The 23,271-nt window shown below is 70.8% G+C and carries 22 protein-coding genes; 14 read left to right on the top strand and 8 right to left on the bottom strand.

All coding sequences use genetic code 11. The annotated features are described in order from the left end of the window. Positions 1-61 precede the first annotated feature (61 nt). Both ACFU0Y_RS07500 and ACFU0Y_RS07495 read right to left on the bottom strand, forming a co-directional pair. On the bottom strand, positions 62-826 hold the full coding sequence (locus ACFU0Y_RS07500) for an SDR family oxidoreductase (protein ID WP_380213845.1): 765 nt from the start codon (positions 824-826) through the stop codon (positions 62-64). Between the two features lie 59 nt (positions 827-885). After that, positions 886-1,614, bottom strand: coding sequence for a beta-ketoacyl-ACP reductase (locus ACFU0Y_RS07495; protein WP_380213844.1), 729 nt, complete (start codon positions 1,612-1,614; stop codon positions 886-888). 195 nt (positions 1,615-1,809) lie between these two features. Here ACFU0Y_RS07495 and ACFU0Y_RS07490 point away from each other — a divergent pair, with 195 nt between their 5' ends. From ACFU0Y_RS07490 to ACFU0Y_RS07480, 3 genes are read left to right on the top strand one after another with little or no spacing between them, the layout of a single operon-like run. Beyond that, positions 1,810-2,304 carry a DUF3099 domain-containing protein gene (locus tag ACFU0Y_RS07490; protein ID WP_380213843.1) on the top strand — a complete coding sequence of 165 codons (495 nt, stop codon included), beginning with the start codon at positions 1,810-1,812 and terminating at the stop codon, positions 2,302-2,304. 55 nt (positions 2,305-2,359) lie between these two features. Beyond that, entirely contained in the window at positions 2,360-2,638 is a 279-nt protein-coding gene (locus tag ACFU0Y_RS07485; RefSeq protein WP_380213842.1) for a hypothetical protein, read from the top strand. Then, positions 2,635-3,606 (top strand): SURF1 family protein, encoded by a 972-nt coding sequence (locus ACFU0Y_RS07480; protein WP_380213841.1) that lies wholly within the window; start codon positions 2,635-2,637, stop codon positions 3,604-3,606. Before ACFU0Y_RS07485 ends, ACFU0Y_RS07480 begins: the two co-directional genes overlap by 4 nt. Before the next feature lie 21 nt (positions 3,607-3,627). Here ACFU0Y_RS07480 and mgtE read toward each other — a convergent pair whose 3' ends face one another. Then, the gene (mgtE, locus tag ACFU0Y_RS07475) at positions 3,628-4,965 is read right to left on the bottom strand and encodes a magnesium transporter (RefSeq protein ID WP_380213840.1); all 1,338 of its coding nucleotides are present in this window, start codon (positions 4,963-4,965) and stop codon (positions 3,628-3,630) included. A gap of 96 nt (positions 4,966-5,061) precedes the next feature. Continuing rightward, positions 5,062-6,660 carry an ABC-F family ATP-binding cassette domain-containing protein gene (locus ACFU0Y_RS07470; RefSeq protein ID WP_380213839.1) on the bottom strand — a complete coding sequence of 533 codons (1,599 nt, stop codon included), beginning with the start codon at positions 6,658-6,660 and terminating at the stop codon, positions 5,062-5,064. 283 nt (positions 6,661-6,943) lie between these two features. Here ACFU0Y_RS07470 and ACFU0Y_RS07465 point away from each other — a divergent pair, with 283 nt between their 5' ends. The 11 genes from ACFU0Y_RS07465 to ACFU0Y_RS07415 all read left to right on the top strand — a co-directional run bounded on the left by ACFU0Y_RS07465 (position 6,944) and on the right by ACFU0Y_RS07415 (position 17,853). Beyond that, positions 6,944-7,912 (top strand): glucosyl-3-phosphoglycerate synthase, encoded by a 969-nt coding sequence (locus ACFU0Y_RS07465; protein WP_380213838.1) that lies wholly within the window; start codon positions 6,944-6,946, stop codon positions 7,910-7,912. Beyond that, positions 7,909-9,048, top strand: a complete 1,140-nt coding sequence (locus tag ACFU0Y_RS07460) for a glycosyltransferase (protein WP_380213837.1) — start codon at positions 7,909-7,911, stop codon at positions 9,046-9,048. The genes ACFU0Y_RS07465 and ACFU0Y_RS07460 overlap by 4 nt, the downstream gene beginning before the upstream one ends. Then, entirely contained in the window at positions 9,045-10,061 is a 1,017-nt protein-coding gene (locus tag ACFU0Y_RS07455) for a Gfo/Idh/MocA family protein (RefSeq protein WP_380213836.1), read from the top strand. Before ACFU0Y_RS07460 ends, ACFU0Y_RS07455 begins: the two co-directional genes overlap by 4 nt. Then, on the top strand, positions 10,058-11,152 hold the full coding sequence (locus tag ACFU0Y_RS07450; protein WP_380213835.1) for a zinc-binding alcohol dehydrogenase: 1,095 nt from the start codon (positions 10,058-10,060) through the stop codon (positions 11,150-11,152). Before ACFU0Y_RS07455 ends, ACFU0Y_RS07450 begins: the two co-directional genes overlap by 4 nt. 131 nt (positions 11,153-11,283) lie before the next feature. Beyond that, entirely contained in the window at positions 11,284-12,678 is a 1,395-nt protein-coding gene (locus ACFU0Y_RS07445; protein ID WP_380213834.1) for an AI-2E family transporter, read from the top strand. 55 nt (positions 12,679-12,733) lie between these two features. Then, positions 12,734-13,252, top strand: coding sequence for a DUF421 domain-containing protein (locus tag ACFU0Y_RS07440; protein WP_380213833.1), 519 nt, complete (start codon positions 12,734-12,736; stop codon positions 13,250-13,252). A 68-nt stretch (positions 13,253-13,320) separates the two neighbouring features. Continuing rightward, entirely contained in the window at positions 13,321-13,947 is a 627-nt protein-coding gene (locus ACFU0Y_RS07435; RefSeq protein WP_380213832.1) for a biotin transporter BioY, read from the top strand. 3 nt (positions 13,948-13,950) lie between these two features. Further along, the gene (locus ACFU0Y_RS07430; RefSeq protein ID WP_380213831.1) at positions 13,951-14,688 is read left to right on the top strand and encodes an energy-coupling factor ABC transporter ATP-binding protein; all 738 of its coding nucleotides are present in this window, start codon (positions 13,951-13,953) and stop codon (positions 14,686-14,688) included. Then, positions 14,685-15,296, top strand: a complete 612-nt coding sequence (locus tag ACFU0Y_RS07425; protein WP_380213830.1) for an energy-coupling factor transporter transmembrane component T family protein — start codon at positions 14,685-14,687, stop codon at positions 15,294-15,296. The genes ACFU0Y_RS07430 and ACFU0Y_RS07425 overlap by 4 nt, the downstream gene beginning before the upstream one ends. A 46-nt stretch (positions 15,297-15,342) precedes the next feature. Then, complete coding sequence (locus ACFU0Y_RS07420) at positions 15,343-16,251, top strand: neutral zinc metallopeptidase (protein ID WP_380213829.1); 909 nt, start codon at positions 15,343-15,345, stop codon at positions 16,249-16,251. 195 nt (positions 16,252-16,446) lie between these two features. After that, positions 16,447-17,853 carry a recombinase family protein gene (locus ACFU0Y_RS07415; protein ID WP_380213828.1) on the top strand — a complete coding sequence of 469 codons (1,407 nt, stop codon included), beginning with the start codon at positions 16,447-16,449 and terminating at the stop codon, positions 17,851-17,853. A 185-nt stretch (positions 17,854-18,038) separates the two neighbouring features. Here ACFU0Y_RS07415 and ACFU0Y_RS07410 read toward each other — a convergent pair whose 3' ends face one another. From ACFU0Y_RS07410 to ACFU0Y_RS07395, 4 genes are all read right to left on the bottom strand, one after another. Next, positions 18,039-18,536 (bottom strand): hypothetical protein, encoded by a 498-nt coding sequence (locus ACFU0Y_RS07410; protein WP_380213827.1) that lies wholly within the window; start codon positions 18,534-18,536, stop codon positions 18,039-18,041. A 547-nt stretch (positions 18,537-19,083) separates the two neighbouring features. Further along, positions 19,084-21,405: a hypothetical protein gene (locus tag ACFU0Y_RS07405; protein ID WP_380213826.1), complete on the bottom strand. Its 2,322-nt coding sequence runs from the start codon at positions 21,403-21,405 to the stop codon at positions 19,084-19,086. A 135-nt stretch (positions 21,406-21,540) separates the two neighbouring features. After that, complete coding sequence (locus ACFU0Y_RS07400; RefSeq protein ID WP_017834300.1) at positions 21,541-22,263, bottom strand: NYN domain-containing protein; 723 nt, start codon at positions 22,261-22,263, stop codon at positions 21,541-21,543. Positions 22,264-22,372: 109 nt separating this feature from the next. Beyond that, a complete protein-coding gene (locus ACFU0Y_RS07395) occupies positions 22,373-23,164 on the bottom strand; it encodes a ZIP family metal transporter (protein ID WP_380213825.1) in 792 nt (263 codons plus the stop codon). Positions 23,165-23,271: the final 107 nt, after the last annotated feature.

Raw genomic sequence — 23,271 nt, 5'->3', positions numbered from 1 at the left:
GCCCGGAGACGTTTCGGGCGGCACACCGGCGTCACCTCGTCGCGCGCCGGGCGGATTCCCGTCAGGCCTCCTTGCGCCCGGCCTTCGCCAGGAAGTCGTCTGCGCCGCCGACGAGCTCGACGTGGCCGGTGGGGACGTCCGCGGTGACCATCCGGGCGATCTCCTCGGCGAACTCCTGCACGGAGTAGAGCTTGCCGGCGGCCTCGCGGCGCTCCTCGAGCGCCCCCGGGCGGGCCCGGTTGAGCAGGGTCGCGGTCACGGTGCCCTCGATCATGTCGCCGGAGACCACCACGAAGGTGATGCCCTTCTCGGTCAGCTCCGGGATCCGCGCGGTGAGGGTGTCCTCGCCGGCCCGCTTGGACCTCGCGACCTCGACGTACTCCGGCATGGTCTCGACGTCGTTGATGAAGTGCGCCTGGTGACTGGTCACGAAGACCACGCGCCCGCCCTCGGGCAGGTGCTCGAGCGCCGCGGTGAGGGTGTCGTCCTGGGCGTCCCGGTTGAGCTTGAGCGCGTAGTCCTCACCGAGGTCCGTCTCCATGCCGCCGGAGGCGTTCAGCACGAGCACGTCGACCCCGCCGAAGGCCTCGACGGCGCGGGCGAACAGATTGCGGACGTCCTCGGGCTCGGTCATGTCGGCCTGGACGGCGACGGCCTTCCCGCCGGCCGCCTCGATCTCCTTGACGACCTTGTTGGCGCGGGGCGCCTTCTGCCGGTAGTTGACGACGACGTTGGCGCCCTCGCCGGCCAGCAGCTTGGCGGTGTCGGCGCCGACGCCGCGCGAGGACCCGGTGACGACCGCGGTCTTGCCTGCAAGTGAACTCATGGTGCTCCTTCTGTGGAACGGGTGCGGTGGAACGTGCGGGGAACGTGGGGCGGCAGGGCTCAGTGGCCCATGCCGAGGCCGCCGTCCACGGGGATGACGGCGCCGGAGATGTACTTCGCCTCGTCGGAGGCGATCCAGCGCACGACGGCGGCGACCTCCTCCGGCTCGGCGAAGCGGCCGGCCGGGATGGAGGCGAGGTAGTTCTGCTGGGTGTCCTCGGGCAGCGCCGCGGTCATCTCCGTGTTGATGAACCCGGGGGCGACGACGTTGGCGGTCACGTTGCGCCCGCCCAGCTCCCGGGTGATGGAGCGGGCGATGCCGACCAGGCCGGCCTTGGACGCGGCGTAGTTGACCTGCCCGGGCGAGCCGTAGAGCCCGACCACGGAGGAGATCAGGACCACGCGGCCGCGCTTGAGGCGCATGAAGCCCTTGGCGGCGCGCTGCACCACCCGGAACGCGCCGGTGAGGTTGGTGTCCACGACGTCCTGGAAGTCCTGCTCCTTCATCCGCAGCAGCAGGGTGTCCCGGGTGATCCCGGCGTTGGCCACGACCACCTCGACGGGGCCGAACTCGGCCTCGACGGCCTTGTACGCGGCGTCGATCGAGGCGGAGTCGGTGACGTCGGCGCGCACCGCGAAGAAGCCCTCGGGGGCCTCGCCGGAGCGGTAGGTGACGGCCACGTTGTCCCCGGCGTCCCGGAAGGCCTGGGCGATCGACCGTCCGATCCCGCGGTTGCCGCCGGTCACGAGGACGGTACGGGGGGCCGGGCTGCGCTGCTCGTCTGCCATGGGAAGAGGGCCTTTCGGTCGTGGGACGCGGAGCGCCGGGACGCCGCGCGGAGCGCGCGGGCCGGCGGAGAAATCCCCCCCATGGTACCGGTCGGGCCGGGACCGGCCGGGGTGGGCGGGCGGAGGTCGGCACACGGGCCGCACCTTCTCGATGTCGGACCCCGGTGAGACAATTGAACGTCTGTTGGGAGGACCATGACCAAGCGCTATCTCACCGCCGGCGAGACCGCCGGGCAGGACGACGTCCACTCCATCACGGCCACCGCCGAGCCGCACACCCAGGACATGGGCCACCGGATGAAGGTCTACAGCATCCAGATGGCCCTGCGCATCGTGTGCCTCATCGTGTTCGTCGCGGTCGACAACGTCTGGGTCCGTGGCGTCGCGATCCTGGGCGTGGCGATCCTGCCGTGGATGGCGGTGCTGCTGGCCAACAGCAACGACCGCTCCACCCGGACCAGCCACTACTACGAGCCGCCCGAGGCACCCGCGCTGGCCGCCGCACCGGAACCGGCGCCGCCGGCCGAGCCGCCGGCCATCGGCTTCGTGCTGGAGGGCGAGTTCGTCGCCGGCCACGGCGAGGACGAGCCCGCTCCGCACGGCTCCGGGAGCACGGCCGCTCCCAGCGGGGACCCGGCTTCCTCGGCTACTGTCGAGGACGACACCACCCGGCGCCGCGGAGCGGCCTGATTCCGCCGCGGGCCGGCCCGGGACCCGACCGCAGACCCTGAGGAGCACGACCGCCGTGGAGTTCGACCTGCTCGGATCGCTGTCCCCGCGAGGCGCCGACGCTCCCCCGGCCGGGCCCGAGACCCCCCAGTGCTCCCGGAAGGGCTGCCGGGCGGACGCCGCGTGGCAGATCCGCTGGAACAACCCGCGCCTGCACGCCCCGGAGCGCCGCAAGGTGTGGCTCGCCTGTCCCGCGCACCGCGGCGACCTCGAGCAGTTCCTCGGCGCGCGCGGCTTCTGGAAGGACACCGTCCCGCTCGCCGGGCCCGGCCCCGCCCAGGAGCACGGGGGATGAGCGACTACCGCTTCCTGCTGAGCGGCAAGTGGCTCGGCTTCTTCCTCCTGGCCTGCGCCGCCGCCGTGGTCTCGGTGTACCTGGGCGGCTGGCAGATGGACCGCAACGACCACCTCGTCGGAGAGAACACCAAGATCACGCAGAACTACCGCGCCGAGCCCCTCACGGGTGCGCCGGCCGCCGAGCAGTTCGCCGCCCACGACGAACGCCTCACGTGGCACCCCGTCGGGCTCACGGGCGAGTACCTGACCGGGGACCAGGTGCTGGTCCGCAACCGGCCGCAGGACGGGCGCGTCGGCTACGAGGTCCTCGTCCCGTTCCGCACCCAGTCCGGGGGCGTCGTGGTCCTGGACCGCGGCTGGATCCCCACGGGAGAGGCCGCCAACGGGATGCCGGACGAGGTCCCCGCCCCGCCCGCCGGGGTGGTCAGGGTCACCGCCCGGCTCCAGCCCGGGGAGCCGGCCGTCCGCCGCGGCGCCCCCGAGGGGCAGATCGCCTCGATCGACCTCGAGGAGCTGCGCGAGCGCTGGGGCCTGCCCATCGGGACGTCGGCCTACGCCGAGGTCTTCGCCGAGGACCCGGCGCCCGCGGCGGCACCGGCGCCCGCCCCCGAACCGGAGATCGACTCCGGACCCCACCTGTCCTACTCGCTGCAGTGGTACGCCTTCGCGGCCCTGTTCTTCGTGGCCTACGGCTACGCCGCCCGCCAGCAGGCCCGCAACGACGCGTGGGACCGTCAGTTCGCCGAGGAGATGGAGCGCCGGCTCGCACGCTTCTACGACGCGGACGGCAACTACATCGGCGAGGGCGACGAGGAGCTCGTGGTGCGCCAGCTGGAGATGGCCGACGACATGCCGGCCCACCTCAAGTCGCTCATGCGGCCCAGGCCGCAGCGCAGGCGCTCCCGCCCCACCTGGGAGGACGAGGAGGATGCGATGCTCGACGCCCTCGAGCGCCAAGGACGGTAGCCCGCCACCCCGGGGCCCGGCTCAGAGCCCCAGGACCGCCGAGGCGATGAGGAAGTACACGACCAGCCCCGAGGCGTCGACGAACGTGGTGATGAACGGGTTCGAGAACACCGCGGGGTCGACCTTCAGGGCGCGGGCCACCAGGGGCATGACGCCGCCCACCGTGGCCGCGAGCACGCACACCGCCAGCAGCGTGAGACCGATCACCGCCCCGATCCCCCAGCCGTAGAGCAGACCCACGCCCAGCAGCCCGGCGGTGCCCAGGGCGCCGCCCAGCAGAGCGCCGACCCGCACCTCGCGGAGAGCCACCCGCCCCACGTCCCGGACGTGCACGTCCCCCAGGGCCAGGGCGCGGGTGACCGTGGTCGCGGCCTGGTTGCCCGTGTTCCCACCCGTGCCGATCAGCAGGGGGATGAACACGCTCAGGACCACCATCTGCTCCAGGGTGGCCTCGAAGACCTCGAGCACCTGGACGGTGAGCGTCGCACCGACGGCCAGGACCAGCAGCCACACCACCCGCGAGCGGACGATGGCGCGCACGGGCGTCGACAGGTAGGGCCGCCGCAGCGGTTCGGCACCGGAGGACCGGGCGACGTCCTCGGACTCCGCCTCCTCGAGCACGTCCAGGGCGTCGTCGAAGGTGAGGATGCCCACCAGCCGGTCCGTCCCGTCGACCACGGGCAGGGCGAGCAGCTTCTCGTCCGCGCACCGGCGGGCGGCCACCTCCGCGGGCTCGTGCGCCTCCACGGTCACCGCCTCGCGGAGGACGTCCGCGACCGGCACGGACCCGTCCGTGGCGAGCAGCCGCCGGAGCCCCACGATCCCGCACAGCCGCTCGTGCTCGTCGAGGACCGGCAGCGCGTAGACCGTCTCGGCGTCGTCGATCCGCTCGAGCACCGCCGCCCGCGCCTGTGCCACCGTCATCCGGCGGTCCAGGGCCACGAACTCCGGACTCATCCGGCGCCCCACGGAACCGGCGGGGTAGCCCATGACCAGCCCGGTCGCGTCCTGCTCCTGCGGGGACAGGTCCACGAGCAGGGCGCGGGCCACGGTCGCCGGCAGCTCGTCGAGCAGCCTGACCCGGTCGTCCGGGTCCAGCTCCGCCACGAGCCCGTGGACCTCCTCGGCCTGCAGGGCCGTCAGCAGCTCCCCCTGCAGCGGCGTGTCGAGGCGGACGAAGGCCTGGAACGCGCCCTCGCGCGGCAGCAGCCGGTACACCACGGCACGCTCGGCCGGGGCGAGGCGTTCCAGCAGGTCCACCTGCTCGGGCAGCGCCCACTGCAGGACGCGGTCGCGGACCTCCTCGAGGTCGTGCTGGCGCAGTCCCGCGCGGATCCGCTCCGGGAGCGAGGTGTCCACGTCACGTCCTTCCCTGCCGGGGTCTGCCCGGCCCTGCCGCTTCGCGTCCCTGTCGTCTCCGGGTCCTGCCGGGTGCCGCCCGCGGGGCGCCCGCTGTCAGGCGAGGGAGATGAGGTCCTGGTACTCCTGGCTCCACAGGTCCTCGGTGCCGTCGGGCAGGATCACCACGCGCTCGGGATCGAGGGCCTCGACCGCGCCCTCGTCGTGCGAGACGAGCACGACCGCGCCCTCGTAGGTGCGCAGGGCGTTGAGGATCTCCCGGCGGGAGGCCGGGTCCAGGTTGTTGGTCGGCTCGTCCAGGAGCAGCACGTTCGCGGAGGAGGCCACGAGCGTCGCCAGCGCCAGGCGGGTCTTCTCACCGCCGGAGAGCACCCCGGCCGGCTTGGACACGTCGTCGCCCTGGAACAGGAACGAGCCCAGCACGTTGCGGACCTCCGTGTCGGCCAGGTCGGGGGCGGCGGAGCGCATGTTCTCCAGCACGGTCCGGTCCGGGTCCAGGGTGTCGTGCTCCTGGGCGAAGTAGCCGAGCTTGAGCCCGTGCCCGGGGACCACCTCACCGGTGTCCGGCTGGGCCTCGCCCGCGAGCATCCGCAGCAGCGTGGTCTTGCCGGCACCGTTGAACCCGAGGATGACCACCCGGGAGCCCCGGTCGATGGCCAGGTCCACGTCGTTGAAGATCTCCAGCGAGCCGTAGGACTTGGACAGGTCGCGGGCGGTCAGCGGGGTCTTGCCGCAGTCGGCGGGCTTGGGGAAGCGGATGTTCGCGACCTTGTCCGCCTGCCGCTCGCCCTCGAGACCGTTCATGAGCCGCTCGGCGCGCTTGATCATCTGCTGGGCGGCCACCGCCTTGCTGGCCTTGGCGCGCATCTTGTTGGCCTGGTCCATCAGCGCCGTGGCCTTCTTCTCCGCGTTGGCGAACTCGCGCTTGCGGCGGTGGGCGTCCTGCTCGCGCTGCAGCAGGTAGTTCTTCCAGCCCATGTTGTACAGGTCGATGACGCAGCGGTTGGCGTCCAGGTACAGGACCTTGTTGACCACCATCTCCATCAGCTCCACGTCGTGGCTGATGACCAGCAGCCCGCCCTGGAAGTTCTTCAGGAAGTCCCGCAGCCACACCACGGAGTCGGCGTCGAGGTGGTTGGTGGGCTCGTCGAGGAGCATGATGTCGGCGTCCGAGAACAGGATGCGGGCCAGCTCCACTCGGCGGCGCTGACCGCCGGAGAGGGTGTGCAGGGGCTGGCCGAGGATGCGCTCGGGCAGGTCCAGGTTGGACGTGATCGTCGCCGCCTCGGACTCCGCGGCGTAGCCGCCGCCGGCGAGGAACTCGGCCTCGAGCCGGTCGTAGCCCCGCATGGCCTTGTTGCGCACGGCGTCGTCCTCGGAGGCCATGTCCTGCTCGGCCCGCCGCAGGCGGGCGACGACGCCCGCGAGGTTGCGGGCGGAGAGGATGCGGTCCCGGGCGAGCTGGTCCATGTCCTCGACCTTGGGGTCCTGCGGGAGGTAGCCGATGGCCCCGGTGCGCGTGACCGTCCCGCCCGCGGGCAGGGTCTCCCCCGCGAGGACCTTGGTCATCGTCGTCTTGCCGGCGCCGTTGCGCCCGACCAGGCCGATCTTGTCCCCCTTGTCCACCCGGAAGTTGACCTCGTCCATGAGCAGCCGCGCACCGGCACGCAGTTCGAGGTTCTGGACAGTGATCACGGAGGAGGCCTTTCGAGGGAGTACGGGGAGGTGTGGGCGCCCTGACCGGGCAACCTGTCCATTCTACCGGTCCCGGTTACGCCGCGGCACCCCGTGGAAGCGGCCGGCGCCGCGTTCTTGCTCACGTGCCGGGCCGGCGTCCGCGCCGCGGTCCCGGCCCGGAGGGCGCGACACATTCGCCCCGCTCCCGTCCGGCTCTTCTCGGTGGGGCGGCGGCTCGGTAGTGTCCCACGTCAACTGGTCAGTCGACTTCCAGTAATCTTCATCGTCGGAAGCGGGCAGCATGCGACAGGACGTCCAGGAGTGGTTCGCCACCCGCAGCTACCACGGCGGGCAGTGGTCCGCGGAGCAGCTCTGCCGCCGGAAGCGCGGGAGCACCGTCAGCGTGGTGCTCCCGGCCCGCAACGAGGCGGAGACCGTGGGCCGGATCGTCACCGCGCTGCGGCGCGCGCTGATGGAGGACGTGGCGCTGGTCGACGAGCTGGTCGTCATCGACTCGGACTCGACGGACGGCACGGGAGCGGTCGCCGCGGCGGCCGGGGCCCGGGTCCACCGGCAGGCCGAGATCCTGCCCGCCCTCGGCAACGTCCCCGGCAAGGGCGAGGCGCTGTGGAAGTCCCTGGCCGTGACCACCGGGGACGTGCTCGCGTTCGTCGACGCGGACCTGCGGGACTTCGACCCGCAGTTCGCCGTGGGGCTGCTGGGACCGCTGCTGACCGAGCCGGGGGTGCAGTTCGTCAAGAGCTGCTACGACCGCCCGCTGCACGACGGCGCCACGGTGATGCCCGCGGGCGGAGGGCGCGTGACCGAGCTCGTGGCCCGCCCGCTGCTGAACCTCTTCTGGCCGCAGCTGGCGGGACTGGTCCAGCCGCTGGCCGGGGAGTACGCGGGACGCCGGAGCCTGCTCGAACGGGTGCCCTTCGTCTCCGGGTACGGGGTCGAGATCGCGATGCTGATCGACGTGCTGGAGGCCGTGGGCCTGGACGCGATGGCCCAGGTGGACCTGGGCGTCCGGTCCCACCGGAACTCCTCCGACGCCGCTCTGGCCCGGATGGCCGCCCAGATCCAGCTGACGGTGCAGGCGCGGCTGCGCTGCGACTCCCCCGTCGCCGAGGAGAACGGACACCTCACGCAGTTCCTGCGCCAGGGGGAACGCTTCCTCGCGGAGGTCCACGACGTCAGCGTCCGCGAGCGCCCGCCCATGGCGCAGGTGCCCGGGTACCGGGCGCAGCCGGCCGGCCGCGTCGCATGAGCGCGCTGCGGGTGCTCGTCAACGCGGGCCCCTGGTTGCCGGTGCCCCCGTCCGGCTACGGCGGGATCGAGACGGTGGTCGCCACCCTGGTGCCGGAGCTGCGGCGCGCCGGTGTCCACGTCACGCTCGCCACGGTGGGCCCCAGCACGCTCGAGGCCGACGACCACGTGCGTCCCCTGCCCGAGCCCGCCCTCCGCTCCATCGCCATGCCCTACAACCGGGTCTCGGGCATCGCCCACGCGCACATGCAGGGGCTGGTGGACGCCCTGCGGGGACCGCGGCGGTGGGACCTCGTGCACGACCACCTGGAGGTCGTGGGCCCGTCCGTGCTCGGGGCGATGGGCGCGGCGTCCCCGCCGGTGTTGCAGACCCTGCACTGGGACCTGCGCAAGCACCCCGAGTTCTACTCGGCCTTCGACGGACGGGGGCGGGTCCGGTTCGCGGCGGTCTCCTCGTCCCAGCTCGAGCGGGCCCCGGCCAATCTGCGTCGCCAGACGATGGGCGTGGTCCCGCTGGCGGCACCTCCCGGGCTCGACGTCGAGACGCCCCGGGGCGAGCACGCGCTGGTGCTGGCCCGGATCACCGCCGACAAGGGCCAGGACACGGCCGCCCGCGTCTGCCGGCGGGCGGGGATCCCCCTGGTGCTGGCCGGGCCCGTGGCCGGCATCGACGACCCGGAGGAGCTGGAGCGGCGCCTCGCCGAGGGCGACGACGCGCTGCGCTCCCACCCCGACGTCCGGTACTGGCTCGACGCGGTCCGTCCCCTGGTCGACGGGACGTCGGTGTCCTGGGTGGGCGGAGTGGCGGGCGAGCGCAAGGAGCGGCTGCTGCGCTCGGCCCGGGCCCTGCTGACGCCCAACCGCTGGGCCGAGCCCGGGGCCACCGGGGTCGTCGAGGCGCTGTCCCGGGGGGTGCCCGTCGTCGGGACCCCCCTGGGGGTGCTGCCCTCCCTGGTGGAGCACGGCCGCACCGGATTCCTGGCCGCGGCGGAGGACGACCTGGTCGAGCACCTGCGGGACCTGGACGGCATCGACCCGCAGACCTGCCGGGACGCCGCCGAGCAGTGGACGCCGGCGGGCATGGCCCGGCGCTACCTGGACCTGTACGACCGGCTCCTGGAGGAGAACCCCGCATGACACTGCGCATCGCCCTGGTCGGGGCGGGATCGGTGGCCCGCCGCCACGTCGGCGTGCTCCACGGACTCGGCGGCGCGCGCGTGGTCGGGGTGACGGACGCGCACCCGCCCGCCGCCACCGCCCTGGCCGCCGAGCTCGACGTCCCGGCGTTCACCGACCCCGAGCAGGCCCTCGACGCCGTGGCGGCCGACGCCGTCTACGTCTGCGTGCCGCCGTTCGCCCACGGGCCCGCCGAGCTCGCGGCGCTGGAGCGCGGCAAGGCGCTGTTCGTGGAGAAGCCCGTGGGACTGGGGCTGGACGTCGCCGAGCAGATCGGCGCCCGGGTCGAGGAGAGCGGGGCGGTGACGGGCACCGGCTACCACTGGCGCTGCCTCGACACCGCCGTGCTGGCCCGGGAGCTCCTCGCCGACGCGCCCCCGCTGCTGGCCAACGGCTACTGGCTGGACAAGCGCCCGCCCGTGCCGTGGTGGGGGCGGACGGACCGCTCGGGCGGCCAGGTGGTGGAGCAGCTCACCCACGTGCTGGACACCGCCCGCTTCCTGCTGGGCGAGGCCGTCGAGGTGTACGCCGCCGGGATCCGCAAGGCCCCGGACGGGGCCCCGCAGGACTACGGCGACGTCGACGACGCCACCGCCGCCACCGTGCGCTTCCGCTCCGGGGCCGTCGCAACCCTCGCCGCGACGTCGGCGCTCGCGGCCAAGCACCGGGCCGCCCTGCACACCGTGAGCCGGGGGCTCTACCTGGAGCTCTCGGAGGAGGGCCTCACCGCCTGGGACGCCCAGGATCGCTCCGAGCACACCCCTGCCGAGGACCCGAGGGTGACCGTGGACCGGGAGTTCCTCGAGGCGGTGCGCGGCGAGCGCGAGTCCACCCGCGCGCCCTACGGCGAGGCGCTGCGCACCCACCGGCTCGCATGCGCGATCGCCGAGTCGGCGCGCACCGGGCGGCCCGTGGCCCTGGCGGACCCGGGCAGTGCGGCACCGGGCAGTGCGGGCCGGGCGAGCGAGCCGTGAGCGCACGCCGCAACCTCGTCGTGCCCGGCCGGCACCGGATCGAGATCGTGGAGGAGGAGCTGCCCGCGCTCCCGGACGGCGGCGTGCTGCTGGAGACCCTGGCCACCGGGCTGTCCGCGGGCACCGAGCTGGCCTTCGTCAAGGGCGACCACCCGGGGCTGCACTCCCGGCACGACACCGAGCTCGGGCTGTTCCGGCCCGGGGCCGCGGAGCAGGGCTACCCGGTGCGCCGCCTGGGCTACATGGAGGTCGCCCGGGTGACCCGATCCCGCACGCCGGCGTTCCGGGCCGGCGACGTACTCGCCACGGCCTACGGTCACGCCACCGCCCACGTCGCCGACCCGCTCACCGAGCACCTCGTGCCGCTGCCCGAGGACCTGGACCCCCTGCTCGGCGTGTTCGTCGCCCACTTCGGCCCCATCTGCGCCAACGGGCTGCTGCACGCCGCGGCCGACGCCGGACCGGTCCGCGGGCTCGGCGACGGGGTGGCCGGGCGCCTCGTGCTGGTCACGGGGGCCGGCCCGGTGGGGCTCATGACGGCCCTGTTCGCCCGCGCCCTCGGGGCGCGCGAGGTCGCGGTCGCCGACGCCGACCCCCGTCGGCGGGCGCTCGCCGGGCGGCTGGGCTTCTTCCCCCTCGACCTCGCCGACGACCCCGGGCGGGTGCTGAAGACGCGCTGGCGGCACGGGCCGGGCGACCACGGCGCGGACCTGGTGTTCCAGTGCCGCGGCAAGCCCGAGGCCCTGCACGCGGCGCTGCGCGCCGTCCGGCCCCAGGGCAGCGTCATCGACCTGGCGTTCTACACCGCGGGCGCGGACGCGGTGCGCCTGGGCGAGGAGTTCCACCACAACGGGCTGAGCCTGCGCTGCGCCCAGATCGGCCGGGTCCCCCGCGGTCTCGCCCACACCTGGGACCGGCAGCGGCTGTCCGCGGAGACCGTCCGGCTGCTGGCGGCCCACGGCGGCGAGATCCGCGAGCACCTGATCAGCGACGTCGTGCCCTTCGAGGAGGCACCCGCGCTGATGCAGGACGTGGTCGGGCGGCGTCGGCACGTGCTCACCGCGGTCTTCGTCGTCGACGACCCCCGGTGAGCCCTCCCGGCGGCGCCTGCGGGCACCGTTGGACAGTCCTCCGGAAGTCGCCTTAGTGTTGGCTCGATCGCCGTCGTCCCGTCCGCGGTGCCCGTCCTTCCTTCGCCACCACGCCCCCGAGGAGCACTCGCATGGGAAATCCCCCACGCCCCGCGCAGCCCAGCACGTCGTCCGGCGGGTCCAGCGCCGCCCCGCTGCACGCGGAGAAGGTCCTCGGCGGCCGGGCCGACCCCGGCACCAGCGCGGTCCCCGCCATGGGTCCCGGGGTCGAGCCCGCCGGCTTCGAGGAGACCACCCAGGCGCTGGCCCCCGCGGTCGGGCCCTGGGCCGACTCGCTCGGCCGCGCCGGTTCCCGCGCCGCCCAGACGCTGCTCGTCGCCGCCGTGGTGGTCGGGGGCATCTGGATCCTGCTGCAGGTCAAGGTCGTGCTGATCGCCGTGCTCGTGGCGCTCATCCTCGCCTCCGCGGTGGGTCCGGTGGTGAAGTGGCTCGAGCGCCGGGGCTGGTCCAACCTGCTGGCCACGCTCGCGGCCTTCCTCGGGATCCTGGGCCTGGTCGGCGGGGTGCTCACCGGCATCGTGTTCGCCGTGCGCAGCGAGTGGGACACCCTCTCGGCCTCGGCGGTGGAGGGCTGGAACGAGCTGCAGCGCCTCGTGCAGTCCGGGCCGCTCCCGGTGGACACGGCGGCCATCGACTCCGCCGTCCAGCAGGCCGGGGACTTCGTGACCAGCGGGTCCTTCGCGGGCGGGGCGATCAGCGGCCTGGGCGCGGCCACCGAGTTCGTGACCGGCGTGGTCCTGATGATCGTGGTGCTGTTCTTCTGCCTCAAGGACGGCGAGAAGATGTGGAACTTCACGCTGCGCTGGTTCCGCGGCGAGCGCCGGGCCAAGATCGCGGAGTCCGTGGACCGCAGCGCCCAGGTGCTCGGCGGCTACGTCCGCGGCACCGCGATGGTCGCCTCCATCGACGCCGTGTTCATCGGGGCGGCGCTGCTCGTCCTGGGTGTCCCCCTGGCCCTCCCCCTCGCCGTCCTCGTGTTCGTCACCGCGTTCATCCCGGTGGTCGGGGCCACGATCGCCGGCATCATCGCCGCCCTGGTGGCCCTGGTCACCAACGGGCCCGTCATCGCCCTCGCCGTGGTCGTCGTGATCATCGTGGTCAACCAGATCGAGGGCAACATCCTGCAGCCGATCATCATGGGGCGCACCCTCAGTCTGCACGCGCTCATGGTGCTGCTCGCCCTGACCGTCGGCACCCTGGTCGGCGGCATCTTCGGCGCCATCCTCGCCGTGCCGTACACCGCCGTCGCGTGGGCCGTCATCCAGGTCTGGTCCAGCCGCTACCAGGTCGGCGACGACCCCGTGCTCGGGCCGGACCCGGTGAACCCCAAGGACCGCGTCGAGTCCAAGGCCACCATGGCCGAGCGCTGGAAGTACCAGCGGATGCGCTATCAGCAGGCCCTCGGCGGACGCTTCGGGGCCACGGAGCGCGACGCCGTCCGGCAGGACGACGACGACCGGTCCTGACCGGTCCCGACCATTCCTGTCGAGCCCTCCACGGCCCGGCAGCAGGAGGCCCCTCATGGTGAACTTCTTCTTCGACGGATGGGAGCCGGTCGCCAGGATCCTGGTGGTCGGCACCCTCGGCTACACGGCGCTGGTCCTGCTCCTGCGGGTCTCCGGCAAGCGCACCCTGGCCCAGATGAACAGCTTCGACTTCGTCATCACCGTGGCGATCGGAGCGTCCTTCGGCCGCATCCTCACGGCACGCGAGGTGTCCGTGCTGGAGGCGGTCACCGCGTTCGTGCTGCTGATCACCCTGCAGCACGTCGTCGCCACCCTGCAGCTGCACTCGCGCCGGTTCAACCGGCTGGTGACCGCCGAACCGACCCTGCTGCTCCACCGCGGCGAGGTCCTCCACCACGCCCTGCGCCGGGCGCGGATCACGGAGAAGGAGCTGGGGGGAGCCGTCCGGAAGCACGGGCTGGGCTCGCTGCAGGAGGCCGAGGCCGTCGTCCTGGAGGCCGACGGCACCCTGTCGGTCGTCGCCCCGGACAGTGCCGGGGACGGCGGCGTGCTCCCCGGGACCGATCGCCGCTGAGCCCGCGGCGGGCTCCCGAACACGTCGGCATGCCTGCGATGCCGCGGACAGGCCCTAGGCTGGCTCCCATGAGCAACAACGCCGAACGCCGCCGCTCCATCACCGCCGAGGACCTCGCGAACATCGCCGTGTTCGCGGCGCTCACGGCCGCCCTGTCCGTGCTCCCCGGGATCCCCCTGGGCTCGGCCGGCGTGCCGCTGACCCTGCAGACCCTCGCCGTGTTCCTCACCGGGCTGGTCCTGGGCGGCACCCGAGGGCTCCTGGCAGTGGCGCTCTACGTCCTGGTGGGTCTCATCGGCGTCCCGGTGTTCGCGGGCTTCCGCGGCGGGCTCGGCGTGCTCGCGGGCCCCTCGGCGGGCTACATCCTGGCCTTCCCGTTCGCCGCGGCCGCGGCCGGCTACCTGGCCCAGTGGCTGATCCCGGCCCGCCGCGCCAACGACGGCGGCGCCACCAACGCCCGGTACGCGCGCACGGGCACCTACACCCTGCGGCTGATGGCCGCGGCGCTGGCCGGGTTCGCGGTGATCCGGGTCGGCGGCGTCCTCGGCCTGGTGGTCAACGCCCGCCTGCCCTTCCAGGACGCGTTCCTGGCCGACCTCGTCTTCTGGCCCGGAGACCTGCTGAAGGTGGTGCTCGCCGCCGTCATCGCCGTGGGCGTGCACAAGGCGTTCCCCCGGATCGCGGGCACGCGCTGAGCCGTGCCCGGAACTCCCGGGGCCGCGGCCCTCGTGTGCTCCCGCGTGACCGTCACGGCGCCCACGGCCTCGGGTGAGCTGACCCTGCTGCGGGACCTGGACGTGCACCTGGACGAGCGGCGGGTCGCCGTCATCGGGCTCAACGGCTCCGGCAAGTCCACGCTCCTGCGGCTGTTCAACGGCCTGGTCCGCCCGGCCTCGGGCCGCGTCGTCGTGCACGGCACGGACGTGGCCCGGAACGTGCGCGCGGCCCGGCGGCGGGTGGGCTTCGTCTTCACCGACCCCCTCTCCCAGTTGGTGATGCCGACCCCGGTCGAGGACGTCGAACTGTCCCTGCGCGGGGCCGGCGTGCCCCGGGCTCGACGACGGACCGCCGCCCTCGAGCTGCTCGAGCGCGTGGGGATCAGCCACCGGGCCGAGCACAGCATCTACGACCTCTCCGGCGGGGAGCGCCAGCTGGCGGCGTTCGCCGCCGTGCTGGCCGTGGAGCCCGAGGTGCTCGTCCTCGACGAGCCCACCACCCTGCTCGACCTGCGCAACCGGGGGCGGCTCCTGGACCTGCTCGACGGGCTCCCGCACCAGCTGCTGATCTCCACGCACGACCTCGGCCTGGCCGCGACCGCTCCGCGCGTCCTGGTCCTGCACGAGGGGGTCCTGGTCGCGGACGGCCCGCCCGGTGACGTCGTCCCCGCCTACGAGCAGTGGTGCGCGCACGGCTTCCCGCACGAGGTCCGCCCGTGAGCCGGGGCCCGGACCTCTTCGGCAGCTACTCCCCCGGCACCGGACTCCTGCACCGGGCGCCCCTGCGGGCCAAGGGGGCGGGGATCGTCGCCGTGACCCTGGCCGTGGTGCTCTCCCCGTCGTGGCCGGTGCCGGCCGGGCTGAGCCTGCTCCTGCTGGTCCTGGGCTCCGCCGCGGGCGTCGGGGCCCGGGAGTGGTGGCGGGGACTCGCGCCGGCGCTGCCCGTGCTGGTCCTGCTGGCCGTCTACCACGTGCTGACCTCCGGGGCGGCCCAGGCCGCCGACGTGGTGCTGACCATCGTCGTCTTCCTCGTGGTCACCCGCGTCCTGATGCACACCACGCCGCTGCCGGAGCTGCTCGACGGCGTGGTGTGGCTGTGCACGCCGGTGCGGCTGGTCGGGGCGGACCCCGAGCGCATCGGCCTGGCGATCTCCCTGATGCTGCGCTCGATCCCCTTCATCGTGGGTGCGGTGGGCGAGCTCCGGGACGCCGTGCGCGCCCGTGGCCTGCGGCCCAACCCCGTGCGGCTCGTCACCCCGGCGGTGATCGCCACCGTGGCCTACGCCGAGCGGACCGGCCAGGCCCTGGCCGCCCGCGGTGTCGACTGATCGACCGGCCCGGGCGCTCCATGATCAGACGGCTTACACTTCAGCCATGAGTTTCGGCAACAGCTCCCAGCTGGACGCCTCGCGTGTCGGCAGCGGCGGCGGACGAGGACGCGGGATCGCCGTGGGCGGCGGACTGGGCGGCGGGCTGCTGCTGCTCGTCGTGGGGCTGTTGTTCGGCCAGGACGGCATCGACGCCCTCACCGGCGGGGGCGGGACGGACACCGGGTCGCAGACCGCCGTGGAGCAGGAGCGGGCGGAGCGCTGCCGGACCGGCGAGGACGCCAACCGGTACACCGACTGCCGGATGATCGCCACCGCGCAGAGCCTCGACCAGTTCTGGGAGGCCTACCTGCCGGAGGCCACGGGCGAGCAGTACGTGATGCCGGGTGTCCAGCTGTTCGAGGGGCAGACCAACACGGGGTGCGGCGCGGCGTCCTCGGCCGTGGGCCCGTTCTACTGCCCCGCCGACGAGACCGCCTACCTGGACATCGCGTTCTTCGACGAGCTCCAGACCCAGTTCGGCGCGGAGGGCGGGCCGCTGGCGGAGGAGTACGTGCTCGCCCACGAGTTCGGCCACCACATCCAGAACCAGCTCGGCACCCTGGGCTACGCCCAGCAGGACCCGCAGGGCCCGGAGTCCGGCGCCGTGCGCGTGGAGCTGCAGGCCGACTGCCTGGCCGGGCTGTGGGCCGGCGGTGCCGCCGGGGACACCTCAGGGGCCGTGGACCTGGGCGACATCTCCCAGGAGGAGCTCGACCAGGCCCTCGACGCCGCCTCGGCCATCGGCGACGACCGGATCCAGGAGACCACCCAGGGGCGGCTCAGCCCGGAGAACTTCACCCACGGCGCCTCGGCCCAGCGGCAGCTGTGGTTCTACGCGGGCTACCGCACCGGCGACCTCGACGCGTGCGACACCTTCGGCGCCCGCGACCTGAACGCCCCGCCGGCCCTCTGACCCCAGCCGTCGACTCCCCACCCCGGTTCCCGAGTCCCCACCCCGCTGCCCCTCTGGCCGCCGAGCCCCCAGTGAGCTCGCATTTCCCCAGGAATCCGCGTGGGGATTTGCAGGCTCATTGGGAACTCGGCGCCCGACTGCCGACACAGGCGGTTCACCTCTCTCGGGTTGGCGACTTGGCGCTAATCTACCCCTATGACGAAGACACGCAGCGCGGTGGCGATCTACGCCCGTATCTCCCAGGACCGGACCGGCGAAGAGCTCGGGGTGAAGCGCCAGCTAGCGGACTGCCGGACTGAAGCTGAGCGGCGCGGCTGGGCCGTGGCTCAGGAGTACGTGGACGACGACATCAGCGCGTACTCGGGGAAGAAGCGCCCGGAGTATGAGCGAATGCTGGCCGACATCACCAACGGTCGCCGGGATGGGGTGATCGTGTGGCACATGGACCGGCTGCACCGCCGCCCGGTGGAACTGGAGCGGTTCGTGGATACCTGCACGAGCGCCGGAGTCCGTGACGTGGTCACGCTGTCCGGGGACGTGGACCTGGTGAACAGGGACGGGTTGCTCATGGCCCGGTTGTTGGCGGCCGTGGCCGCCAACGAGTCCGACTCCAAGCGCCGTCGAGGCGCGCGCAAGTCCCTAGAGATCGCCCAGTCCGGGGCACCCATGATGGGTGGACCGCGCCCGTTCGGGTTTCTCGACGACCGGGTGACCCACCACCCGGCCGAGGCACCGGTGATTCGTGAGCTGGGCCGCAGGGCACTGGCCGGGGAAACCCTGACGTCTCTGGCGACGTGGATGCACGACGAGGGCATCAGCACGTCTCAGGGCAAGGAATGGCGCACAAACACGTTGCGGACCTTGTTGACCAACCCGCGCATGTGGGGCATGCGCGTCCATCAAGGACAGGTGATCGGCACAGCGCAATGGGCACCGATCATCACCGAGGACGAAGGCGAGCGGCTGCGCCGGAAGCTGCTGGACCCAGCACGGCGCACCAACCGTTCAGCACGGCGTTACGCCTTGAGCGGGATGCTGGAGTGCGGTAAGTGCGGCAACCGCCTGCACTCCCATCCACGTGGCCCATACCGCCGGTACGCCTGTCTCAAAGGCCCTGACTCCCGCGGTTGCGGAGGGATCTTCATTTACGCCGAGCGGCTCGAAGAATTCATCGTCGAGGCCGTGCTGTACCGACTGGACTCCCCCGAGCTGCACCGGGCCATCACCGACGACGTCAGCACCCCCGAGGAAGTCCACACCCTGACCGAGGCCATCGACAAGGACACCGCCAAGGAAGCCGAACTGATGGACATGTGGCTCAACGACCAGCTCACCCGCACACAGTTCCAAAGCGCCCAGGCCCGCCTGCAACGCCGACAGGAGGAAAACCGGAAGGCGTACTCCCGGCTCACGCACCCCGCCGACGCCGTCGACTACATCGGCCACGGCAACGAGCTGCGTCAGAAGTGGCACACCCTGAACCTCTCCCAGCAGGTCGCGATCATCAAAGCTGTCCTGCACAAGGTCACGATCCTGCCCGCCACCACCCCCGGACGACACGGACTGGACCCGAACCGCGTCGTGCCCGAGTGGCGGCTGTAGGTGTCGGGGGCGGGGCGGTTGCGTGCTCGGCGCCGGGGCGCCGTGCGCGCGCTACCTCCCCTCCCCCGTCGCCAGCAGGTCGCCAATCCGGCGCAGGACAGCAGGATCGGACACCTTTTCCGGCACCCCCTGAGCTTCGCAGGACGCCCGGACCCACGCCTTCACAGTGGCCTGATCCTCGCCCTTCACAGCTCACCGTCCCACTGCGCCCAAATGGCCGGCGGACCAGCCCACACCTCGAGTTCATCGGAGTTCCACCGCACTGCCGGCGGCGCCCCGAATATTTGCGAGGCTTGCTCAATCACCTCCCCCGGACTTCTGCCGTACAGCCGCGTGACCTCTGGTTGGAAGCCCTGGGCGAGGTCGTACCGGTGCATCCCTACCGCACGGGTGGCCGGGTCCGTGAAGGACTTGGCGACGTACTTCGACAGGTAGCGGGCCGCCAGCCGCGACTCCCCTAACGTGCCCGCGCCGACCGGCACATTCCCCAGCAGCTTGATGTGCACGTACCCCCGGCTCCAGGCCGACTCGATCAGCCGACGGGGCACGTACCGGCCTACCGCGAAGTGGACGTGGAAGTGCTTCCCGTCCTTGTGCAGCTCCGGTACCCAGGCGTACGGCAGCGGATCACCGCCGAGTCCTTGGCGCAGTTGCCGGAAGAACAGGCCAACGTGTGCGCGCACCAACCCGGGATCCGAGCACCGTGGCTCCCCGTAGGTCAGGGTCCCGAGCCGGTTGAGACGATTGGCAGCGCAGTAGATCCGCAGATTGCGACGCGCTCGCCGCCCGGCCTCCTCAGCAGCTCGGGCCGGATCCAGCCCGTGCCCGGGAGCGACATACGAGCGGTCGGGTTGCTTGGAAGAGACAAAGCAGCCGCCACCCTCCCCTGCTTGGGGGCACAGCGAGAGCATCCAGGACGCTGGGGAGGAAGCCGAAACGGCAGTGAGGGTGGGGGTGTGGGCATGGGGGTGCCTCCGTGACAGGAGCTGCCAAGACTCGGGAATACCTGCACACACCGCGATTGAGACGAAGGCCCCGAGCGACCAGCCAACCTCTGTCCGCTGGCCAGTCCCTGCGCCAGGGCGAGATAACGGGGGCGCCCTAGTGCCTTCTGAACACGAATCTAACATGCGAGTGCATCGAGCAGCCGCTACGGCCCGCACCCACGCCCAACGAGTTACGTTGCTAGTTCAAGTGAAGGACGCGCCTGCGGCGCGTCTGAGCAACGACTCAACTTACCTGCGCGGCGGAGCCTCCTGTCGAACTGTCATCCTGGGTTGAATCTGATCGGTCAAACTGCCGGTACGTGCTCCACTCTTTCGCGAAGTCCGTATCTTCTAAATGACTGAATACGAGTGGATGTACCGTTTCGCGGATTAGCGCTCCGGGAACCACGACAAGTTGCTCCGCGTCCCTTGGGATTGATGAAAGCAGTAACTCAGTCGGACCATAAAGTATTACCTCCCCGCCATCACCCTCTCGCATAATGCGTATTTCACGTCTCGACGCATCTTGTGTATGCGAGTGCATTTGGTAAAGCGTTGGCACAAGCCCGAGTGAGGCAAGTTCACCGAGCGCGCTTAGAACGCCATCCAGGGCAGTTGACAGTTCTTGTGCTGTTGGGAAGGACTCTGGAGGATGCCCCAAACGGTTACGCGTTCTAGCCACATCGGCGCGTGAGAAATGGGATTGAACTCCACGCAGAGAAGCGATTATGTGATTCACAGAATTATCGGCTAAATCGCAGGCGACCTTCGTGTGACGGAAAGGAAAAAGTAACACTTGCGTGTGCTCAGCCCACGCTGGCCGTTCGTCACGCCGGTAGTTTCCTTCATTATCTAGAATTTGCTGAATGCAGTCAGCCAGCACCGAGCACGCCTGAAGCAGGGTTCCCATCGAATTTCCGCTTTCCCGGAACCCCAAATCGTCACCACCCCTCTCCGCAAGTAGCCGCGCCGCAGTCGTTCGAGCACGTGTGCGGCTAAAGACGAAAGCCTCTTGGCCCTGCGAGTAATGATCGGTAGTGAGCATCCAAGCGCTAAAGTCAATAGCCACGGCCAGGACCGCTTCGGCTTCAACGAAGAAGTCCATGCCAGCACTACGGACAGCCGTAACCCATTCCTCTGACGGTGCCCCTTGAAACGTTCCAATAACCCCCCGCAAAACTTCTCCAAATTGCCGAAGCGGCGCATAAGGATTGGGGGGAGCTTGCATCGTTCCTCCGAGCTTCCATAGGAGTCTAGCCTCCAGTGCCCGCGCCTCCTCTTGACTGTTTGGTACAGCGAAACGACCGTATCTAAGTTCTTTGAAGGCGCGCTCCAACGTAGATCGCGACGAGAAAACGAGGCGCTGGAGTACTTCCTCCTCACTTGCGGATCGGAGAAATAGGTCAAGCTTTTCGAAGGCCGAGCCGGAATAATCTAGAAGCTGATAGGCAAGTTCGTCCTGTCTCTCCGAATAGATAGCCTGCAGCATGGTGCGCATAAGCGGCACCGGCGCCTGCGGCGTGAAGCGAACGCCAGCGCGACTTAGCTGCATTCTTGTACCAAATCCACCTCCAACCGAATGCCGCTGCAATACAGGCGTCCGAACTTCACTCGAAGTAAGCAGAATGTCACCAGCATCGATAAGATACTCCAGATGGGAAACCAGCTCGTCAGTGCTGAATACCAGCAGGAGCTGCAGAACGCCAGCATCGTCGATGCTGTGAAGGACTGTAGGCCACTTCCCTCTAGGACCGGAGAAAGCACCAACGGATGCTATCTGGTCTTTTGCCTCTGTCGACCCGCGGAACATCAATCGTTCCAGCAACATCCTCTGCTCGCCTGGAGTGAGACCATTCCCTAGCAACCAAGCCATAGAACTGCTATTAAAAGGGTCCCAGTATGTCTTATCCGGTAGTTGAATGTCAGCTAAATAATTCCGTATCCTCTCCGACGGCGGATACATGCGCCCAAGTTCGCTGTAAAAAGTTCCGGACGGTGTAGAGCCGGTCATCAACTTCACTGGGTGTGCCGCGTTGCAGCCCACTGAAGCGCATTGGTAGTTTGGCCCACTGATAAGCGGTGGGTTATTTCTGACTTCGGCGGATCGAAGAATGCCGAATGGGCCGACTACCAGGTCTAGACGTTGTCCAACACCCTGCGACACGCCGTCAAGTAGGTTATAAGATTGCCGCGCCGGCAAACTCCTAGGCGCAGTTGCTTGATCGTAAAGAGCTTCATAGTGCGAGTCGAGTTGGCGTCCGAACAACCAAGGGTAGCGAATTCGGCGCTCACGAATCTCAGCGCTAATAATCTTTAAGACTTCATTCTCATCAGTCCGTGCCGCATCGATTAGGACGGTGTCACCTGCAACGAACAGCCCCAGGGCAGCGGCCTTCGCATCAGCCTCACTCGTGGGACTCTTCGCCTGCACCGCCTCCACCATGTCTCTACCCACAGGTGATAGATGGATCGCTTGAGCTAGCGCAGTAGGAAATTCATACCCGTCCGGCAGCAGACATTTAGCCGAGAAAGCACTCAAACTACTTAGATCCTCGACCGACCCCATATGAACTCCTTCACGTCACGCATCACGAATACTCCCACCCTATCTTTGCCCGTGCCCCGTTCAGCCAGCCTGTCGCGCTGTGACGGTGCTTTGGGGACTAGTCGTCTTGCCGACACAGGTGCACCGGGTCTTGGGTCAGCGGCGGCGGCTGTCCCGCACCTGCACGCCCGGGTTCTGCCGGCGGACGTCGAAGAGCCCGGTGGCCTCGATGAGGTCGCTGAGCTTGCGGTACCCGTAGTTGCGGGAGTCGAACGACGCCTGGTTGCCGATCTGCTGGCCGACGGCGCCGAGGTGGGCCCAGCCGTCGTCGCCGCTGGCGGCGTCCACCGCGCTGCGCAGCATCCGGACCAGCCGGGCGTCCCCGCGCAGCGCCTGCTGCGGGGCGGCGGCCGGCGCCTCTCCCGGCTTCTCCTCGGCGGGCTCCCCCAGGCTCTCCACGTAGGTGAACTGCGAGCAGGCGTTGATGAACGGCTCGGGGGTCTGCCGCTGGCCGAAGCCGTAGACCTTGTGCCCGTCCGTGAGGATCCGCATGACCAGCGGCGTGAAGTCGGCGTCGCTGGAGACGATCGCGAAGCCGTCGACCGACCCGGCGTAGAGGAGGTCCATGGCGTCGATCACCATGGCCATGTCCGAGGCGTTCTTGCCGGTGCTGTAGGCGAACTGCTGGATGGGGCGGATCGCGTACGCGTGCAGCACCGCCTCCCACTGCTGCAGGTGCGGGCTCTTCCAGTTGCCGTAGGCCCGCCGGACGTTCGCGGCGCCGTGGCGGGCCACCTCGGCGAGGACCACGTCGATCTTGGCCGCCGGGGCGTTGTCGGCGTCGATGAGCAGGGCGATGCGCTTTTCGTCGGTGTTCACGCCTCGACTCTGCCACGGACCGGGCCCGGGCGTCCCTCCGGACGCGCAACAGGGCGGCTGCAAGGCTCCGCACGGGTGCCCTGGGGCGGGGTGCCGAGGAGCAGCGGGCTCAGGCCAGGGACAGGGCGAAGGACAGCGCGAAGCCCGCCGCGGTGCTCAGCGCCACCGCCGGGCCGCCGTGCTCGTAGGCCTCCGGCATGAGGGTGTCGGCCAGGGACGCGATGACCGCTCCGGCGGCGAAGGCCAGCGGCAGGGAGATCGTCCCCGGATCGCTGCCGGCGAGCGGGCCGGCACCCAGCAGGACGGCACCCACCAGCAGCACCCCGCAGAGGGCCCACAGCCCCACCGCCTTGCCGGAGGACATCCCCTGCTCCCGCATGGACGAGGCTCCCACCAACGACTCGGGCAGGTTGGACACGAAGATCGCCGCGAGCAGCGCCAGCCCTCCGGTGCCCTCGGTGAGGGAGACGCCCAGCGCCACGTTCTCCGGCACGCCGTCCAGGGTCACCGCGGCGAGCAGGGCAAGACCCGCGGCGCCACCGGTGGAGGCCGCCGTGGGCTTCTTGCCCTCCGCCGCGGCGTCCGTGTCCAGCTTGACGCTGCCCTGCTCCTTCTCCGCGTCCCGGGAGCGGGGACCGGGCTGCGCCCAGCGGTCCAGCAGTGCGCTGAGGGCGGTGAAGACCACGGCCCCCAGGAACAGCCCGCCGACGGCCAGCCAGATCCCGCCGCGCTCGTAGGCGTCCTCGAACAGTTCGAAGGCGAGGGCCGTGATGAGCGCGCCGGCGGCGAACGAGAGGAGGATGGCCAGGACACGCTGGGGCAGGTCGAAGCGCACCCCGATGAGGGCCCCGATCACGAGCGGGCTGGAGGCGATCAGACCGAAGATCAGCGCGCTTCCCATACCGGAAGTGTAGGAGCCCGCTCACCGGGTGCCCAGACGTCGTCGTCCTACCGCGGATGTGACGAGGGCGCGCCGGGACGACGGCGCCCCGCCCACCTCGCAGGAGG

It is taken from the genome of Kocuria sp. NPDC057446 (assembly GCF_042802875.1).
Lineage (GTDB): Bacteria > Actinomycetota > Actinomycetes > Actinomycetales > Micrococcaceae > Kocuria.
Note: the sequence above shows the minus strand (reverse complement) of the source record. Positions and strands in the feature narration are given on the sequence as shown.

Coding starts and splice junctions, on each gene's coding strand:
- ACFU0Y_RS07500 (WP_380213845.1), bottom strand. CDS start 826: ATGAGTTCACTTGCAGGCAAGACCGCGGTCGTCACCGGGTCCTCGCGC.
- ACFU0Y_RS07495 (WP_380213844.1), bottom strand. CDS start 1,614: ATGGCAGACGAGCAGCGCAGCCCGGCCCCCCGTACCGTCCTCGTGACC.
- ACFU0Y_RS07490 (WP_380213843.1), top strand. CDS start 1,810: ATGACCAAGCGCTATCTCACCGCCGGCGAGACCGCCGGGCAGGACGAC.
- ACFU0Y_RS07480 (WP_380213841.1), top strand. CDS start 2,635: ATGAGCGACTACCGCTTCCTGCTGAGCGGCAAGTGGCTCGGCTTCTTC.
- ACFU0Y_RS07465 (WP_380213838.1), top strand. CDS start 6,944: ATGCGACAGGACGTCCAGGAGTGGTTCGCCACCCGCAGCTACCACGGC.
- ACFU0Y_RS07460 (WP_380213837.1), top strand. CDS start 7,909: ATGAGCGCGCTGCGGGTGCTCGTCAACGCGGGCCCCTGGTTGCCGGTG.
- ACFU0Y_RS07455 (WP_380213836.1), top strand. CDS start 9,045: ATGACACTGCGCATCGCCCTGGTCGGGGCGGGATCGGTGGCCCGCCGC.
- ACFU0Y_RS07445 (WP_380213834.1), top strand. CDS start 11,284: ATGGGAAATCCCCCACGCCCCGCGCAGCCCAGCACGTCGTCCGGCGGG.
- ACFU0Y_RS07440 (WP_380213833.1), top strand. CDS start 12,734: ATGGTGAACTTCTTCTTCGACGGATGGGAGCCGGTCGCCAGGATCCTG.
- ACFU0Y_RS07435 (WP_380213832.1), top strand. CDS start 13,321: ATGAGCAACAACGCCGAACGCCGCCGCTCCATCACCGCCGAGGACCTC.
- ACFU0Y_RS07420 (WP_380213829.1), top strand. CDS start 15,343: ATGAGTTTCGGCAACAGCTCCCAGCTGGACGCCTCGCGTGTCGGCAGC.
- ACFU0Y_RS07415 (WP_380213828.1), top strand. CDS start 16,447: ATGACGAAGACACGCAGCGCGGTGGCGATCTACGCCCGTATCTCCCAG.
- ACFU0Y_RS07405 (WP_380213826.1), bottom strand. CDS start 21,405: ATGGGGTCGGTCGAGGATCTAAGTAGTTTGAGTGCTTTCTCGGCTAAA.
- ACFU0Y_RS07395 (WP_380213825.1), bottom strand. CDS start 23,164: ATGGGAAGCGCGCTGATCTTCGGTCTGATCGCCTCCAGCCCGCTCGTG.